Annotated in this window: 11 protein-coding genes; 2 read left to right on the top strand and 9 right to left on the bottom strand. The window is 65.7% G+C overall.

From position 1 onward, the window contains the following. Positions 1-73: 73 nt before the first annotated feature. From E8F12_RS25695 to E8F12_RS25685, 3 genes are all read right to left on the bottom strand, one after another. Entirely contained in the window at positions 74-517 is a 444-nt protein-coding gene (locus tag E8F12_RS25695) for a YiiD C-terminal domain-containing protein (protein WP_280328032.1), read from the bottom strand. A 182-nt stretch (positions 518-699) separates the two neighbouring features. Beyond that, positions 700-1,134 carry a thioredoxin TrxC gene (trxC, locus tag E8F12_RS25690; RefSeq protein WP_280328030.1) on the bottom strand — a complete coding sequence of 145 codons (435 nt, stop codon included), beginning with the start codon at positions 1,132-1,134 and terminating at the stop codon, positions 700-702. 69 nt (positions 1,135-1,203) lie between these two features. Beyond that, entirely contained in the window at positions 1,204-2,178 is a 975-nt protein-coding gene (locus E8F12_RS25685; protein WP_280328028.1) for a sulfite exporter TauE/SafE family protein, read from the bottom strand. A 247-nt stretch (positions 2,179-2,425) separates the two neighbouring features. Here E8F12_RS25685 and E8F12_RS25680 point away from each other — a divergent pair, with 247 nt between their 5' ends. Further along, positions 2,426-3,136 (top strand): amino acid racemase, encoded by a 711-nt coding sequence (locus E8F12_RS25680; protein WP_280328027.1) that lies wholly within the window; start codon positions 2,426-2,428, stop codon positions 3,134-3,136. A 128-nt stretch (positions 3,137-3,264) separates the two neighbouring features. Here the strand turns inward: E8F12_RS25680 and selO are convergent, their stop codons facing one another. The 4 genes from selO to E8F12_RS25660 form a co-directional block, all read right to left on the bottom strand. Beyond that, entirely contained in the window at positions 3,265-4,725 is a 1,461-nt protein-coding gene (selO, locus tag E8F12_RS25675) for a protein adenylyltransferase SelO (protein ID WP_280328026.1), read from the bottom strand. A 53-nt stretch (positions 4,726-4,778) separates the two neighbouring features. Then, entirely contained in the window at positions 4,779-8,114 is a 3,336-nt protein-coding gene (gene mscK, locus E8F12_RS25670; RefSeq protein WP_280328100.1) for a mechanosensitive channel MscK, read from the bottom strand. A gap of 180 nt (positions 8,115-8,294) precedes the next feature. Continuing rightward, positions 8,295-10,037, bottom strand: coding sequence for a potassium/proton antiporter (locus E8F12_RS25665; protein WP_280328025.1), 1,743 nt, complete (start codon positions 10,035-10,037; stop codon positions 8,295-8,297). 297 nt (positions 10,038-10,334) lie between these two features. Beyond that, on the bottom strand, positions 10,335-12,137 hold the full coding sequence (locus tag E8F12_RS25660) for an acyl-CoA dehydrogenase (protein ID WP_280328024.1): 1,803 nt from the start codon (positions 12,135-12,137) through the stop codon (positions 10,335-10,337). A 136-nt stretch (positions 12,138-12,273) separates the two neighbouring features. Here E8F12_RS25660 and E8F12_RS25655 point away from each other — a divergent pair, with 136 nt between their 5' ends. Beyond that, complete coding sequence (locus tag E8F12_RS25655) at positions 12,274-13,116, top strand: 23S rRNA (adenine(2030)-N(6))-methyltransferase RlmJ (protein WP_280328023.1); 843 nt, start codon at positions 12,274-12,276, stop codon at positions 13,114-13,116. Positions 13,117-13,212: 96 nt separating this feature from the next. Here E8F12_RS25655 and msrA read toward each other — a convergent pair whose 3' ends face one another. After that, on the bottom strand, positions 13,213-13,860 hold the full coding sequence (msrA, locus tag E8F12_RS25650; RefSeq protein ID WP_280328022.1) for a peptide-methionine (S)-S-oxide reductase MsrA: 648 nt from the start codon (positions 13,858-13,860) through the stop codon (positions 13,213-13,215). Between the two features lie 94 nt (positions 13,861-13,954). Further along, positions 13,955-16,651 (bottom strand): EAL domain-containing protein, encoded by a 2,697-nt coding sequence (locus tag E8F12_RS25645; RefSeq protein WP_280328021.1) that lies wholly within the window; start codon positions 16,649-16,651, stop codon positions 13,955-13,957. Positions 16,652-16,716 lie beyond the last annotated feature (65 nt).

The following is a 16,716-nucleotide window of genomic DNA, read 5'->3' as shown; positions in this document are numbered from 1 at the left end:
GGTGGGAAGCTCCTCTGGGGCTCCCACTTTGCGGCCTTTCGTCGAGCGGCAATTTGATCCAGAGCAAGGCCGGTCAGTGCGCCCGCATCTGGTAGAGCCCGCGGCTTTCGGCCACCACTTCGCCCGTGGCGTCCAGCAGTTGCAGTTCCAGCACGTAGTCGGCCTTGCCATTGGCTTCGGCCTCCCGCTGGATCCGCGTGATTTCCTCGCTGTGCATGCGCGCTTCGACTTTGATGTCGCCCTTGGCCGGGCGGCGAAAGCGCAGGTTCATTTCCTTGACGACGGGGTAGAAGCGGCGGCTATCGAAGCTGGTTAGGAAGAGTGCGCCGCCTGGCATCTCGGCCAGGGTGAAGAGCGCGCCGGCGTAGAGGGTGCCTATGTGGTTCTGGTTGCCTTCCAGGGGCATGCGCAGGCGCACGTGGCCGGGCTCCAGGACTTCGGCCTTGAGGCCGCTGCGCTTGACGAAAGCGATCTGTTCTTCAGTCAGCTGGCGGACCAATTCGATGGGCATGGACATGGTGTGCTCCGGGTTGGTGGCCTTCAGAGCCTAGCTACCCTGTTGTTCCCGGCAATGACCAGGGCGGCCAACGCGGCTGACCGAAACGCTCATGGTTCGGTTCTTGTCGGAGCGAGCTCTGCTTGCGAATGGCCCCGCAGTGAAGCTTCGCGAGCAAGCTCGCTCCTACGGGGCGTGCATCATCAGATGCCTTGGCTTTTCAGCCAGGCCAACAGCTGCGGCAGCGGCAGGGCGCCGCTCTGGCGCGCGACTTCGACGCCGCCCTTGAACAGGATCAGAGTGGGGATGGAGCGGATGTTCAGCTGTCCGGCCAACTGGCGGTTGGCCTCGCTGTCCAGCTTGCCCAGGCGGCAGCGGCCCTGGAGTTGGCTTGCGGCCTGTTGGTAAGTGGGTGCGAAGGCCTTGCAGGGGCCGCACCAGTCGGCCCAGACGTCCACCAGCAGCGGCAGGTCGCCACGCAGCTGCTTGGCGAAGCTGGTCTCGCTCAGGTCGAAGGGCGCGGCGGGCAGCACGGCCTCCTTGCAGTGGCCGCAGCGCGGCGAATCGCCCAGGCGGGCGGCGGGAATGCGATTGAGGCCCGCGCACTGCGCGCAGGGGATCATCAGCGGGTCGGTCATCTCGGGACTCCTGTGGCGGACTCCACAGATCTGGAGTCGCACCGGGCGGATATCAACCCGCGATGGCCCTTAGCGCAGGGCGATGAAGATGTTGTAGGCGCTGATCAGGGTGATCAGGCAGCCGACGATGATCAGCAGGGTGCGCGACGACAGCTTCTTGCACAGCAGGGCGGCGAACGGCGCGGCGAACAGGCCACCGAAGACCAGGCCGGCGACCATTTTCCAGGTGTCCGGCTCACCGGCCAGGAGAATGAAGGAGGTGGCGCTGGAGATGGTCAGGAAGAACTCGGCGAAGTTCACCGAACCGATGGTGGTGCGCGGATCGCTGCCCGAGCCGATCAGGCTGCTGGTAACCACCGGACCCCAGCCACCGCCGCCGGCAGCATCGACGAAGCCGCCGAACAGCGCCAGCTTGGCGACATGGTTGGGCGCGCGGCGCTTGGCCACGTGGCGATAGGCCTTGCTCAGGATATACAGGCCCATCAGCAGCAGGTAAGCGGAGATGAAAGGCTTGAGCGCGGCGCCGTCGAACTGGGTGATCAGCACGGCGCCGAGGATGGCACCGATGATGCCCGGCAGCAGTAGACGCAGGAACAGGGACTTGTTGACGTTGCCCAGCTTGACGTGGGAAATGCCCGACAGGCCGGTGGTGAACACTTCGGCGATGTGCACACTGGCGCTCGCAGCAGCGGGAGTGGCCCCGGCGCTGAGAAGGAAGGTGGTGGCCGTGATGCCGTAGGCCATGCCCAGCGCGCCATCGATGACCTGGGCGAAGAAACCCACCGCCACCGCGCTCCAGAAGCCCTTGCTGGTCAGGGCATTCTCGATGATCTCGAAGCCGTTGCCGCCGCCGTTGTCGAAGAACAGGCGCCAGGCGAGGAAGCTCAGCAGACCGACCAGGATCAGCACGGCAACCCACATCGCGGCTCGCAGGACGGGGTGGTCGTCGGGATGCGAGACGAAATCTTCGACTGGCGGGATCCGCAGTGCTTCGTGTTCGGTGTTGATCGAACTCTGGCTGAGGTCGAGATTACGAATCTTCATGCGGGCACGGCGCCTGACAGTGGGTGGTAGAACAGGCTGGAATAAGCAGGTCGCGAAGATAATCCGCTTTGCTTAGAGAGTCTAAGAAGATTTATGCAGGTTTATATTCCATTTAGTAAGTGAAATTAGTCTCCCAGCCGTGGGAAAAGGCTGGCTCAGCTGTATCCCCGGGTTGACCTGCAACTGTATTCCTGACCTGCGGCGAGCCTGGGCTAGGCTGGGGCTTTCAATCGAAGGAGAGGCGGCGATGCGGACCTTGGGCGTGCTGGGCGGTATGAGCTGGGAATCGACCGTCACCTACTACCAACTGCTCAATCGCGGCGTGCGCGAACGCCTTGGCGGGCTGCATTCAGCGCCCCTGCTGCTGCACTCGGTGGACTTCGCACAGATCGCCGCACAGCAGAAGGCCGGCGAGTGGCACGCCGCCGGCCAGGTGCTGGCCGAAGCCGCGCGGGGCCTGCAGGGCGCCGGCGCGACGGCGCTGCTGCTTGCGACCAACACCATGCACAAGGTGGCCGCGGCCATCGAGGGCGCTGTAGATATCCCGCTGCTGCATATAGGCGATGCCGTCGGCCAGGCGCTGCGGGAGCAGGGCATCGAACGCGCGGCACTGCTCGGCACCCGTTTCACCATGCAAGAGGATTTCTACCGCGAGCGCCTGGACCGGGAGTTCGGCATCCGGGTGCTGGTGCCTGGCGCTGGGGCCATGGCGGAGATCGACCGGGTGATCTTCCAGGAGCTTTGCATCGGCCAGTTCAGGCCGGCCGCCCAGGCCTTCTACCTCGACCAGCTGGCGCTGCTGAAAGCCCAGGGCGCCCAGGCGGCGATCCTCGGCTGCACCGAGATCGGCCTGTTGCTGGAGGGCTGCGACTCGCCGCTGCCGCTGGTGGATAGTGCCGAGCGGCATGTGGCAATGGGGCTGGAATGGATGCTGGGCGATTCACGCCCACCGGTCTGATGCGTAGGGCGGACCACGCTTCACCGGTCCACCAGCGGTGCTCCGGTTCGACCGCGATGGTGGATAGGAAAAGCGCTATCCCCCTGCAGGGAGAAAGGAGAGGGGCGCGGACTGAACTGCCCGGCCGCTCAGGACGAGCAGCTGATTTCCAGGTGCTTGCCCCATTCCGGCGGGCGTTCGGCATAGCGCTCCATGCCCGGTTGTTCGTCGAAGGGACGGGAAAGCACGGCATGCAGCTGGCGCACTTCGGCGTAGTCGCCCTGCTGAGCGGCTTCGATGGCCCGCTGGGCCAGGTAGTTGCGCAGGATGTACTTGGGGTTCACCGCGTGCATGCGCGTACGGCGCTCCTCCTGGTCGCTGCCGTCAATGGCGGCGCGGGCCTGGTAGTCGGCGGCCCAGGCGTCGAAGCCGGCCAGGTCGACGAAATCTTCCCGCAACTTGCGCAGCGCCTGCTCCGGCGCTTCATCACCCAGGCGACGGAAGAACTGGTTGTAGTCCACCGCGCTGCCCTGCATCAGTTGCAGCAGGCGCTGCACCAGGGCTTCGTCCTGATCGACGGCCGAGGTGAAGCCCAGGCGCCGGCGCATCAGGTCCAGGTAATGGGCCTGGTAGAGCGGCAGGAAGAGGTTGAGGGTTTCCCGCAGGGCTTCCACCTCGACGAAAGGCGTCAGTGCCTGGGCCAGCGCCGCCAGGTTCCAGTGTGCGATGGGCACCTGGTTGCTGAAGCTGTAGCGGCCGCCGTCGTCGGAATGGTTGCAGATGTGGTTGGCGTCGAAGTCGTCGAGGAAGGCGTAGGGCCCGTAGTCGAAGGTAATGCCGAGGATGGACATGTTGTCGGTGTTCATCACCCCGTGGCAGAAGCCGTAGGCCTGCCAGAGGGCGATCAGCTCGGCGTTGCGCTCAAGCACTTCGCGGAAGAAGGCCGCCCAGGGCTGTTCCTGCTCCAGGCACTCGGGGAAATGACATTCGAAGACGTGGCGGCCGAGGGCTTCCAGCTGTTCGTGCTGGCGCGTGTAATAGAAGTACTCGAAGTGGCCGAAGCGAACATGGCTGCGCGCCAGGCGCAGGAGCATTGCCCCGGTCTCGCGGGATTCCCGGTACACCGGCGAGCTGGAGCCGGTCACGCATAGGGCGCGGCTGGTGGGGATGCCGAGGGCGTGCAGGTGCTCGCTGGCGAGGAATTCGCGAATCGAGCTGCGCAGCACCGCGCGGCCATCACCCATGCGCGAGTAGGGTGTCTGTCCCGCGCCCTTGAGGTGCAGGTCCCAGTGCTCGCCGGCGTCATTGACCACCTCGCCCAGCAGCAGGCCGCGGCCATCGCCCAGTCGCGGGTTGTAGACGCCGAACTGGTGCCCGGAATAGACCATGGCCCGCGGTTCGGCCTCGGACCAGAGCTTGTGCCCGGCGAACAGCTCGGCGAAGACCTGGCTGTCGGCCTCGGCCGGGTCCAGGTCGAGCAGCGCCATGGCTGCCGGGCTCGCCACCACCAGGCGCGGCTCGGCGATGGGCTCGGGCAGCACCTCGGTGGAAAAGGCGTCGCCCAGGCGGGCGAAGCGGTTGTCGAACTGCAACTCGTCGAGTTTCTTCATGGGCTCAGCTTGTCATGCCGCCATCGTGGCTGGAAGGGCAGGGGACATATGGCTCACCTGACCTCCGGCTCCGGCGCCTTTTCCTTGGCCGGCACCGCTTCGACTTCGACCTCTGCCGCGGCCTCAGCTTCTGCGTGCTTCTCGATCTTGCGGCTGAGGGTGACGTTCATCGACGGTGTCGTGGAGATGTTGATGTCGTGCTCCTGGAACAGATGGTCGATGCGCCGGTTCAGCTCGTCGGTGGCCAGGCCGCGGTCGCCCAGTTCGCGCACGTAAATCTTCAGCTCGTGCTCCAGGGTGCTGGCGCCGTAGGTCTTCAACTGCACGGTGGGCGGCGGGTCGCGCAGTACGCGCGGGTTCTCCTGGGTGGCCTGCAGCAGCAGCTTGCGCACCAGCTCCAGGTCGGCGCCGCGGTTGACGTTGTACACCAGCACGATGCGGGTGACGGTGTCGGTCAGGGTCCAGTTGATCAACTGGCTGGTGAGGAAGGTCTGGTTCGGCACTATCACTTCCTTGCGGTCGCTGTCGGTGATGTGCGTGGCGCGGATGCGGATGCGGTTCACCGTACCGGTCACCGTGCCGATGGTCACCAGGTCGCCGATGCGCACCGGGCGCTCGAACAGCAGGATCAGGCCGGAAATGAAGTTGGCGAAGATCGCCTGCATGCCGAAGCCGATACCCACGGACAGGGCTGCCACCAGCCATTGCAGCTTGTCCCAGCTGACCCCGAGGGTGGACAGCGCAGTGACGAAACCGATGCCGGCGATGGCATAGGACAGCAGCGTGGTGGTGGCGTAGGAGCTGCCCTGGGCCAGGGTCAGCCGCGACAGCACCAGCACTTCCAGCAGGCCCGGCAGGTTGCGCGCCAGGACCGTGGTGATGGCGGCGATGATCAGTGCGCCGAGCACGTCGAGCAGGCTGATGGGCACCAGGGTGGCGGCGTCGCCGGTACCGCTGGAGTACTGGTAGAGGGTGACCTGGTCGAGGTAGGCGAAGACGCTGATCAGGTCGGCCCAGACCAGGTACATGGCGGCGAGGAAGACGCCGAGCAGGGCCAGGCGGATCAGGCGCAGCGATTGGTCGTTGACCTTTTCGATATCGAGGGTCGGCTCTTCCACCACCACTTCTTCGCCTTCGGCGTTCTCCTTGGTCTGCGCCTGGCGTTTGGCGAGCACGCGCTGGTAGGCCAGGCGCCGCGCCGCCACACCGAGGCCGCGGACGAAGGCGGCCTCGATCAGCAGGAACAGGATCAGCAGGTAGAGGGTGTTGATCAGGCGGTCGGTGAGCTTGAGCGAGGTGTAGTAGTAGCCGAAGCCGACCGCGACTATGAACGCCAGCGGCAACAGGGTGAAGCCGACGCCGATGAGCAGGCGGAAGGGCGAGGTCTGTTCGCGCATCGGCTCGGCCAGCAGCAGATTGCTCAGCACCAGGGTCATCAGGGCGTAGCAGCTGAGCACGACGATGATGCCGATGATGTCGTCGGCAAGCGCCGCAGGTTGGTGCTCGGCCACTGTGACTATGGCCACCAGGGCCATGACCACGCCGCCGAGGCGGCGGACCTGGCTGCGCAGGAAGGCCACCTGCGGGCGGTCCCAGCGGAAGTGCAGCTCGGCGATGCCGCCGGGGGCGAGTATGCGGTAGAGGGTGTAGAACACCATCCAGGCCTGGGCCATTTCCATCAGGGCAGCGCCCAGGGTGGCGTTCTGGCCGCGGGCGTCGATTTGCAGGGCGAAGCCGCCGAGGGCGAGGAACAGGCTCACCGGCAGCGCCAGCAGCACGGTGAGGAAGAGCGCCAGCGGGGTGTGCAGCTGGCTGTCGCGCTTGAAGTGGCCGACGTCCTGGTTGAGTTCCTTGAGACGATCATGGAGGTAGCGGCGCTTCCACAGCAGGGCGCCGATCACCAGCAGCAGCGGGAGGAACAGCCAGGGGCGGTTCACCAGGCCTTCGCCCAGTTCGCGCACACCCGCGCCCCAAGGCATCTCGGCCAACTGGCGTTCCAGCAGGTGCGGGGCGGATTTCAGCCAGTTCAGGTCCAGCGGCTTGTTGCTGGGAATCCAGAACATCTGCTCGTCGAGGGTGTTGCGCAAGGCCTTTGAGGTTTCCTGCAGCTGCTTCTGGTTGAGCTGCAGGGTGATGGATTCGTTCAGCAGGGTGTTCAGCTCACGGCTGAGGCGGTCGAGCAGTTCGCCCCGGGTGGTGACGAGGTCCATCAGGGTGGCGCGCAGTTCCGGTGTCACCTGCTCCGGGGGCTGCTCGGCCAGCAGGCCGTCGACATAGCCCTGGGGATTGCTCAGCTGGTCGCGCTCCTGGTTCAGCTCGAACTGATAGAGGCGGATGTCAGCGATCTCGTCGGCCAGGTTGTTGTCCAGGTCGAGCTGGGGCAGCGCCTGCTTCTGCTGGTAGAGGATCTTGGCCAGCAGCAGGCTGCCCTTGAGCACGCTGATCTGCTCTTCCAGGGCCTGGTCGGCCTGGCTGAGGTTGTCCAGCTGCTGCCGGGTCTGCAGGTTCTGCCGGGTCAGCTCATTGAGGCGGTCAGTGGCCCGCAGCAGGTAGTCGGACATCTTCAGATTGATGGCGCTTTCCTTCGCCAACAGGCTGTCCGGCGTGCCCTTGCCGGCTTCGCGGGAGAGCTCGGCCACGGTCTGCTCAGAGCTTTCCCGGCGCATCTCGTTGATCAGCGACTGCAGGTCCAGGGTTTCCTGCTCCAGGCGCCGGATGCGCTCCACCAGCAGGTCGCGGCGGGCGTTGCCGAGGTCCTGCAGCAGGCTGTTGCCGGCCAGCTCCTCGCGGCGCAGTTCGGTCTGGGCGACTAGAGAGGCCTGTTCGGCGTTAAGCAGGGTGCGCTGCTCTTCGCTGATGGACTTGCCGGCGTCCTTGCCGGTCTTGAGGATATTGTTGATCTGCGGGATGCGTGTCTGGTTGCTGCTGATCTCAGCCTGGGCCCGCTCCGGGCGGGTTTGCGAGGTGATGATCAGGCTATTGGCGTCGGCCAGGGCCTTCTGCAGGTTGGCCAGCTCGTTGCTGCGCTGCTCCAGCAACTGCTCCAGTTGCGGTAGCTCGGACTTGCCATTGCGCTGCTTGGCCGACACCGGCTGGCTGGCCTTGAGCCGCGTCAGCTCGCGCTGGGATTCAGCGATCAGCTTCGGCGCGTCGTTCAGCTGGCGCTTGAGGTTGGTGAGACTCTGCTGGCTTTCCGCCTGGCTGGCGAGGAAGGACTTGGTCTGCTCCTCGATGGAGGGTTTGGCCTGGGCCTCGCCCTCGGCGGCCTTGCCCTCGGCTGGCGCGGCGGCCGGCTTGGGGACGCCCACCGGAGGCGCGGCATGCAGGTAGGCGGGTGACAGGCAGAGGCCCAGCAGGGTGGCAACGAGAAAGGTGCGCAAGGAAGCAATCATCGCGATCGGGCAGCTCGGGTTCAAATGCGGCTAATGATATGCCAGGGCGGCCGTTACGGGGCTGCCCGGCACGAGCGGTTGTGATCTCGGTTCGCACTGGGGCGAACCCATGGATTCCATGGCGGGGGCCTGCAGGTTCCGGGATGCCCCGGAAAGGGCCGTCCCAGGCGCGTTTCCTTAGAGAAACAGCCCTGGGCGACCCTGACCTTCGGGGAATTTGACGCCCACTTTGCGCACCTTGTTCCCTTCCATCAGAGCAACGGTCCAGGTCAGGCCGTTCCACTCCACCTGGTCGCCCACCACCGGCTCGCCGCCGATTTCGTGGGCAATGAAGCGGCCCAGGGCCTGGTGGCCGTCCTGGTCGCCAAGCTTGAGGCCGTACAGCGAGGCGACGGCCGAGAGCTGGGCATCGCCTTCCAGCACGAAGTCGCCGAAGAAGCGCAGGTCCAGCCCGCGTTGCGGCGCCTGGCTGAACAGCTTGCCGAGGGCCGGCAGGTCATGCTCGTGGCCGACCACGCAGAGGATGTCGCCGGCTTCGAGGGTGGTGCTGCCCGATGGGTGCAGCAGCTCCTTGCCGCGGAACAGCGCGGCGATGCGGGTGCCGCCGGGCATCTTCAGCTCGCGCAGGGCCGCGCCTATGCACCATTTCTCGGCGCCCAGGCGGTAGACGAACAGCTCCCACTCGCTGGTGGGGTGGACCTCCAGCCCGGCGCGGGAGATCGGCGCCGGCTCCGGCGGCACCGTCACCCGCAGCAGCTTGGCCGCCCAGGGCAGGCTGGTTCCCTGCAGCAGCAGAGAGACCAGCACGATGAAAAAGGCCACGTTGAAGAACAACTGGGCATTGGGCAGTCCGGCCATCAGCGGGAACACCGCGAGAATGATGGGTACCGCGCCGCGCAGACCGACCCAGGCGATGAAGGCTTTTTCGCGGTCGTGGAAGGCGCGGAAGGGCAGCAGCCCGAGGAAGACCGACAGCGGCCGGGCGAAGACGATCATCCACAGGGCCAGGCCCAGGGCCGGCACGATGATCGGAAACAGCTCGTGGGGCGTCACCAGCAGGCCGAGGACCAGGAACATGCCGATCTGCGCCAGCCAGGTGAGCCCGTCGAGCATGTGCAGGATGCCGTGGCGCGAGCGGATCGGGCGGTTGCCGAGAAACAGGCCGAACAGGTAGACAGCGAGGATGCCGCTGCCGTGAACGGCGTTGGTCACGGCGAACACCAGGATGCCGCCGGCCACCACCAGCAGGGGATAGAGGCCGTTGGCCAGGGTCAGGCGGTTGATCAGTTGCAACATCAGCCAGCCGCCGGCGAAGCCCAGCAGGGTGCCGATGCCGAACTGCTGGATGATGTGGACGACGAAGGTCAAGCTGAATCCGGTCTGGCCGGTGGCGAGCATCTCGATCAGGGTTACGGTGAGGAACACCGCCATCGGGTCGTTGCTGCCCGATTCGATCTCCAGGGTAGCGCTGACCCGCTCGTTGAGGCCGCGCCCGCCGAGCAGGCTGAACACCGCCGCGGCATCGGTGGAGCCGACGATCGCGCCGATCAGCAGGCCTTCCAGGGTACTGAGATTGAACAGCCAGGTAGCGGCGACACCGGTCAGCCCGGCAGTGACCAGTACGCCGATGGTGGCCATGGATAGCGAGGGCCAGAGCGCCACGCGGAAGGTGGCCGCGCGGGTTCGCATGCCGCCATCGAGAAGGATGATGGCCAGCGCCAGGTTGCCTACCAGGTAGGCCTGGGAATAGTTATTGAAGACGATGCCGCCGGGGCCGTCGCTGCCGGCCAGCATGCCGACCACCAGGAACACGACGAGAATGGGGACGCCGAAGCGTGACCCGAAGGCGCTGACCAGGATACTCATGCCTACCAGCACCGCGCCGATCAGGAACAGGCTATTGACGGTGGGGGCATCCACTGGCGGCTCCTTGCGATTTTTTGGGGGTTACAACGGCATGCAGGGGCGCATGCGGACGAATTCTAACCTGCCGGCGGCAACGCACTGCAAGCTTTACATGCAGAGTTCTTGCCAGTGCCCCCGACAGGTTCAACCCTAGGCCATACAAGCGAATTCATTCGCGAAAGGTCGCGCAGCGGCCCATGGCCTCCTTCATCGCAACTGATTTCTTTCCCAACAGGGTCGATGGCGTCCGGGAAATCCTGGGCATAAAAAAGCCCCGCATGTGCGCGGGGCGTCAAGAACCCTGGCACAGGGTCAGAACCAGTTGTCCTGCATCGCCAGGCAGGTGTCGTCGCGGGTTTCGAGCAGGGCCAGTTCGTGGTGGCAGCCAGGCACTTCCCAGGTGAGGAAGTAGCGCGCCGCCTGCAGCTTGCCCTTGTAGAAGTCGGCATCGGTCGGATTGCCGCGGGCCAGGCCTTCTTCGGCGCGGATCGCCTGCTCCAACCAGCGCCAGCCGATCACGGCGTGGCCGAACACCTTGAGGTACAGCGCCGAGTTGGACAGGGCCTGGTTGACCTTGCCCTGCATCAGGTCGCCGAGCAGCGCCAGGGTGACGCTGGAGAGGCGGGTCATCAGCTGTTCCAGGGGCTGGCGCAGGGCGCTCAGCGACTCGTATTCGGCAGCGCGCTGGCAGCATTCGTTGATCAGCCGGGTCAGTCGCTTGAGGCCGGCGCCCTTGTTCTGCGCCAGCTTGCGGCCCAGCAGGTCGAGGGACTGGATGCCGTGGGTGCCCTCGTGGATCGGGTTCAGGCGGTTGTCGCGGTAGTACTGCTCCACCGGGTATTCACGGGTATAGCCGTGGCCGCCGAGGATCTGGATCGCCAGCTCGTTGGCCTTGAGGCAGAACTCCGACGGCCAGGATTTGACGATGGGGGTGAGCAGGTCGAGCAGTTCGTGGGCCTGTTGGCGCTCCTCCTCCGTTGCCAGGGTCTGGGTGTCGTCGAACAGGCGCGCGGCGTACAGGCCGAGGTCGAAGGCACCTTCCACGTAGGCCTTCTGGGTCAGCAGCATGCGGCGCACGTCGACGTGCTGGATGATCGAGACTTGCGGCGAGGTCGGGTCCTTGCCGTCGGGCAGGCGGCCCTGGGGGCGCTCGCGGGCGTATTCCAGCGAATAGAGGTAGCCGGCGTAGCCGAGCATCACCGCGCCCATGCCGACGCCGATGCGCGCCTCATTCATCATCTGGAACATGTAGGACAGGCCGGCGTGTGGCTTACCCACCAGATAGCCGACGCAGTCGCCGTTATCGCCGAAGTTCAGCGCGGTGGAGGTGGTGCCGCGGTAGCCCATCTTGTGGAACAGGCCGGCCAGGATCACGTCGTTTCGCTTGCCCAGCGAGCCGTCTTCGTCCACCAGGAACTTGGGCACGATAAACAGCGATATGCCCTTCACCCCGGGCGGCGCGTCCGGCAGCTTGGCCAGGACCATGTGCACGATGTTGTCCGACAGCGGGTGGTCGCCGCCGGAAATGAAGATCTTGTTGCCCTTGATCCGGTAGGTGCCGTCGCCGGCCGGCTCGGCGCGGGTGCGGATGTCCGAGAGGGACGAACCGGCATGGGGTTCGGTCAGCGCCATGGTGCCGAAGAAGCGGCCTTCGATCATTGGCTGGAGGAAGCGCTGCTTCTGTTCATCGCTGCCGAAGCTCTCGATCAGGTTGGCCGCGCCCATGGTCAGGAAGGGGTAGGCGGAACTGCCGACGTTGGCGGCCTGGAAATGCGCGAAGCAGGCCTGGGACAGCAAAGTCGGTAGTTGCATGCCGCCCTGCTCGAAGCTGCGGGTGGCGTTGAGGAAGCCGGCTTCGAGGAAGGCGTCGACGGCAGGCTTCACTTCCGGGATCAGGGTGGCGGCGCCATCCACGTATTCCGGCTCGTGCTCGTCGCCCTTGCGGTTGTGCGGGGCGAAGAACTTCTCGGCGATGCTGCGGGCGGTGCCCAGGGCGGCGTCGAATGTTTCGCGGTTGTGCTCGGCGAAACGCTCGCGCTGGGTCAGGGCTTCGGCGTCCAGCACTTCGTAGAGTTCGAAGGCCAGGTTGCGGGAACTGAGCAGGGTCTCGGACATGGTGGCTCTCCGGTGGGATTGCCCAAGTCTAGGTCGGTGAATGTAGGGCGCCTAGCAACATCCATGAGCGTGATAAAGGGGGTGAAGCCGCAGTGGGGCGCTGGCTGGTAAACTGCGCGTCCTGCGAGGACCCACTATGAACTACCGCCATGCCTTCCACGCCGGCAACCATGCCGACGTGCTCAAACACTTCACTCTGGCCCGCCTGATCGCCCTGCTGTCACGCAAGGAGGCGCCCTTCGTCTACCTCGACAGCCATGCCGGCATCGGTCTCTACGATCTGCTGGGCGATCAGGCCAGCCGCACCGACGAATGGCGCGAGGGCATCGGCCGCCTCTGGGACCTGCCCGACCTGCCGGCGCCCATGGCCGATTACCTGAAGGTCATCCATGACCTGAACCCGGATGGCGGGCTGCGTTATTACCCCGGTTCGCCGGAGCTGGCGCGGCGGCTGACGCGTCCCCAGGACCGCCTGCAACTGAACGAGAAGCACCCGGAAGACGGGTTGCTGCTGAAGGACAACATGGCCGGCGACCGCCGGGTCGCCGTGCACCTGGGCGAAGGCTGGCACCTGGCGCGGGCGCTGCTGCCGGTGGCGGAGAAGCGCGCATTGATGCTCATCGACCCGCCCTTCGAGAAGGCCGACGAACTGGAGCGCTGCGTCACCGCGCTGCAGGAGGCCATTGGCCGGATGCGCCAGACGGTCGTGGCCATCTGGTACCCGATCAAGGACCAGCGCCAGCTCAAGCGCTTCTACCAGGGGCTGGAAAAATCCGGCGCCCCCAAGCTGCTGCGCGCCGAACTGCGGGTGCACGCGGCGGACAATGCGCTGGGGCTGAACGGTTCCGGGCTGGCCATCGCCAACCCGCCGTGGGGCCTGGAGGAAGAGCTGCGCCAGGTCCTGCCCTGTCTGGCCGAGCGCCTGGCGCAGAGCCAGGGTGGCTGGCAGCTGGATTGGTTGATTGCCGAGGGCAGCTGAGGACCGGACACCGAAAGCAAGGTCCGGCAGAAGGCGGGGGCGGGCGGCGGTCTGCGAGCGGAGCGTCGCCCGCCCCCTCCTACCCAGCGTTCGATGTCAGGCCGGCAGGCAGACCCCGGTGCCGCCCAGGCCGCAATAGCCGCCGGGATTCTTCGCCAGGTACTGCTGGTGGTAGGCCTCGGCGTAATAGAAGGCAGGCGCTTCGCGGATTTCGGTAGTGATGGCACCGAAGCCGGCTTTCTCCAGCTCGTCCTGGAAGCGCTGCTGGCTGGCGTTGGCGGCGGCCAGCTGGGCCTCGTCGTAGCAGTAGATGGCCGAGCGGTACTGGGTGCCGACGTCGTTACCCTGGCGCATGCCCTGGGTCGGGTTGTGCGCTTCCCAGAACACCCGCAACAGTGCATCGAAGCTGGTCTGCTGCGGATCGAAAACCACCAGCACCACTTCGCTGTGCCCGGTCAGGCCGGAGCAGACTTCGTCATAGGTGGGGTTCGGCGTGAAGCCGCCGGCGTAGCCCACGGCCGTAGTCCAGACGCCGGGTTGCTGCCAGAAACGCCGTTCGGCACCCCAGAAGCAGCCCAGGCCGAACTGCGCGACCTGCAGGCCAACGGGGAAAGGGCCCTGCAGCGGGCGGCCGTTGACATAGTGGCTGTCGGGCACCGGCATCGGGGTTTCGCGGCCGGGCAGGGCCTGGCCAGCGCCGGGAAGTTCGAGCTTGTGGGCGAGTATTTGCGAACGCAGGACCATCAGCCTTCTCCTGGTTGGTGGCGGGAAGTCTCGATGTTACCTCGACTTGGCGGGCTATTGAAAAATCCACTTCCCTGACCCCAGGGCGCCGGCCTCAGGTCCCTTTGCGGCAAGGGTAGCGGCCGAGATTCTCGAACAGGTGCTTGCCGGAGATCGGCTTGTCGAACAGGTAGCCCTGGCCCACATCGCAGTGCTGGCGGCGCAGAAAGCCCAGCTGGGCGGCGGTCTCTATCCCCTCGGCGACCACTTTCAGCTTGAGCTTGTGGGCCATGGCGATCACCGCGGAGGTAATTTCCTTGTCGTCCTGGCTGTCGGGGATGTCCTTGATGAAGCTGCGATCGATCTTGATCACGTCGATGGGGAATTTCTTCAGGTAGCTCAGCGACGAGTAGCCGGTGCCGAAGTCATCCATGGCCAGGGTCAGACCCAGGCTTTTCAGGTTGTTGAGTTGGTGCCGGGTGTCTTCGGTGGCCTCCAGCAGCAGGCCTTCGGTGAGCTCCAGTTCCAGTTGCGCCGGCGGTAGTTGCTCCTCCTGCAGGATGGCGGCGATAGAGCCCACCAGATCGGGGTCGCTGAACTGCTTGGGCGACAGGTTGATCGCCACCTGCAGGTCGCCGAGCCCGGCCGCTCCGAGACGTTTGCTCATGCGGCAGGCTTCGCGGATCACCCACTTGCCGATGGGGATGATCATCCCCGTCTCTTCCGCCACGCTGATGAACTGGTCCGGGCTGATCATGCCCTTTTCCGGGTGGTGCCAGCGCAGCAGCGCCTCCATGCCCAGCAACTGGCCGCTCTTCAGGCAGAGCTTGGGCTGGTAGAAGACTTCCAGTTCGTTCTGCGCCAGGGCACGGCGCAGGTTGTTCTCGACGAACAGCTTGTAGCTGGCTTCGGCATTCAGCACCTCGGTGAACAGCTGCAGCTGGTGTTTGCCGTTGGCCTTGGCCTTGTGCAGCGCGAGTCCCGCGTGCTTCATCAGGGTCTGCGGGTCGCGCCCATGCTGGGGCGCGCAGGCGAGGCCGAGGGAGCCGGTGACGCTGATCAGCTGGTTGTCGACGAACAGCGGCTTGTCCAGGGTCTGCAGTACCTGGGCGGCAATGCGCCGACCGCTCTCGAGGTCGGCGCCGTCGAGCAGCACGGCGAACTCGTTGCTGGCGAAGCGCGCCAGGATGCCATTGGGGCTCAGGCTGTTGCGCAGGCGCCGGGCGAGGCTGACCAGCAGTTTGTCGCCAGTCTGGTGGCCGAGGCTGTCGTTGATCCGCTTGAAGTTGTCGATATCCACCAGCAGCAGGCAGAGCGGCGTGTCGCGGTCGCTGTGGAAGCGCTCTTCGAGGGTGCGGATGAAATAGGGGCGGTTGCCGAGGCCGGTGAGGTTGTCCGTGTAGGCCAGCTTTTCGATGCGTTGCTGGGCCAGCTTGCTCTGGGTGACGTCTTCGTAGATGCCGATGTAGTGGGTGAGCCCGCCGTCCTCGCCGAAGACCTTGGAGATCGATAGCTGGCCCCAATAGGGCTCCAGGTTCTTGCGCCGGCTGCGGAACTCGCCCTGCCAGCTGTTACAGGCGGCGAGGCCCGAACCTGTGTCGAAGAGCAGTTCGCTGAGATTCTCCAGCGCCGGCAGGTCCGACAGGCGGCGGCCGTGCACTTCGTCGGCGCTGTACTGGGTGATGGCGGTGAAGCTCGGGTTGACGTATTCCACCAGGCCGTCGCGGTCCACCAGCAGGAAGGCGCTGGCACTCTGCTCCACGGCGCGCTGGAACAGGTGCAGCGCGCTGGTGGCGTGGCGCCGCTGCTGGTTCACCAGGACCTGGGCGAACTGGTCGGCCAGCTCGCCGGCGAAGGCGATCTCATCGGTCTGCCAGACGCGCGGCGCGCCGGTGTGCTCCAGGCAGAGCACGCCCACCACCTCGCCGCCGATGCGGATGCTGGCGTCGAGCATGGCGGTGATGCCTTGGCGCTTGAGGTAACTCTTGGCCAGTTCGCTGGTGCGGGGGTCGCGCTGGGCGTTGTGGGCGTCGATGGCGCGGCCGCTGTGCAGGGCTTCGAGGTAGCGCGGGAACTGACTCATGTCCATGGCCCGCGGGTGCTCATGATGGTCCTGGTCACGGCGGAACAGGCTGACGGCCACCAGTTGGCTGCCCTCGAGCATCCAGATGCCGGTGCGCGCCACGTCGTAGGCTTCGCAGGCGGCCTGGGTGATGAGTTGTGCGGCTTCCTCGGCCGGGTCGCTGGAGGTGTAGCGATGACGCGCCAGGCGCACGATCAGGCTCTGCTGGGCGCGGGAGCGGATCAGGTGCTGCAGGTGGTCTTCCTGGGAGCGCTGGTAGAGTTCGAGGGAGGTGCGCAGGCGACTGTTCTGGGCTTCCAGGTCGAGGTTCTTCTGCCTTTCCTTGGGCTCCTGCGCCTCGCCGGCCACCATCAGGTAGCCGCGCAGCAGCTGGCGTCCGTGCTGCTGAAAGGGTTCGCCGACTTCCAGCAGGCGCAATGGCCCATTGGGGGTGTGCAGGGTGTAGTGGATGGCGTAGTGGGGCTTTTCGCCCAGCTGCAGTTGCACCTCGTCATGCAGCCGGTAACGGCTTTCCGGCTCCATCAGGCTGGCGTAGGGGGAGTCGATGAGGGCGCAGAGCTCGCTGGCCGGCACGCCGAACCGGCGCTCGCAGGCCGGATCGAGGAAGAGCAGCGCCCAGCTGGCTTCGTTGAGCCGCTCGAAACGCATCAGGCCCAACCGCGAGGGGACAGGCAACTGCGTCACTATCTCGGCCACCGTACGGCTGGCGGCATCGGGATGGCTCTTCATCGGGCGCTGGGCTTCCACTTCTCTGACCGGGAGAGGGCCCGGCCAACTTCTTCAAAGCATCGGGC

It is taken from the genome of Pseudomonas sp. BN102 (assembly GCF_029871245.1).
Taxonomy (GTDB): domain Bacteria; phylum Pseudomonadota; class Gammaproteobacteria; order Pseudomonadales; family Pseudomonadaceae; genus Metapseudomonas.
The sequence above is the reverse complement of the archived record's forward strand: the minus strand, read 5'-3'. Positions and strand labels throughout refer to the sequence as shown.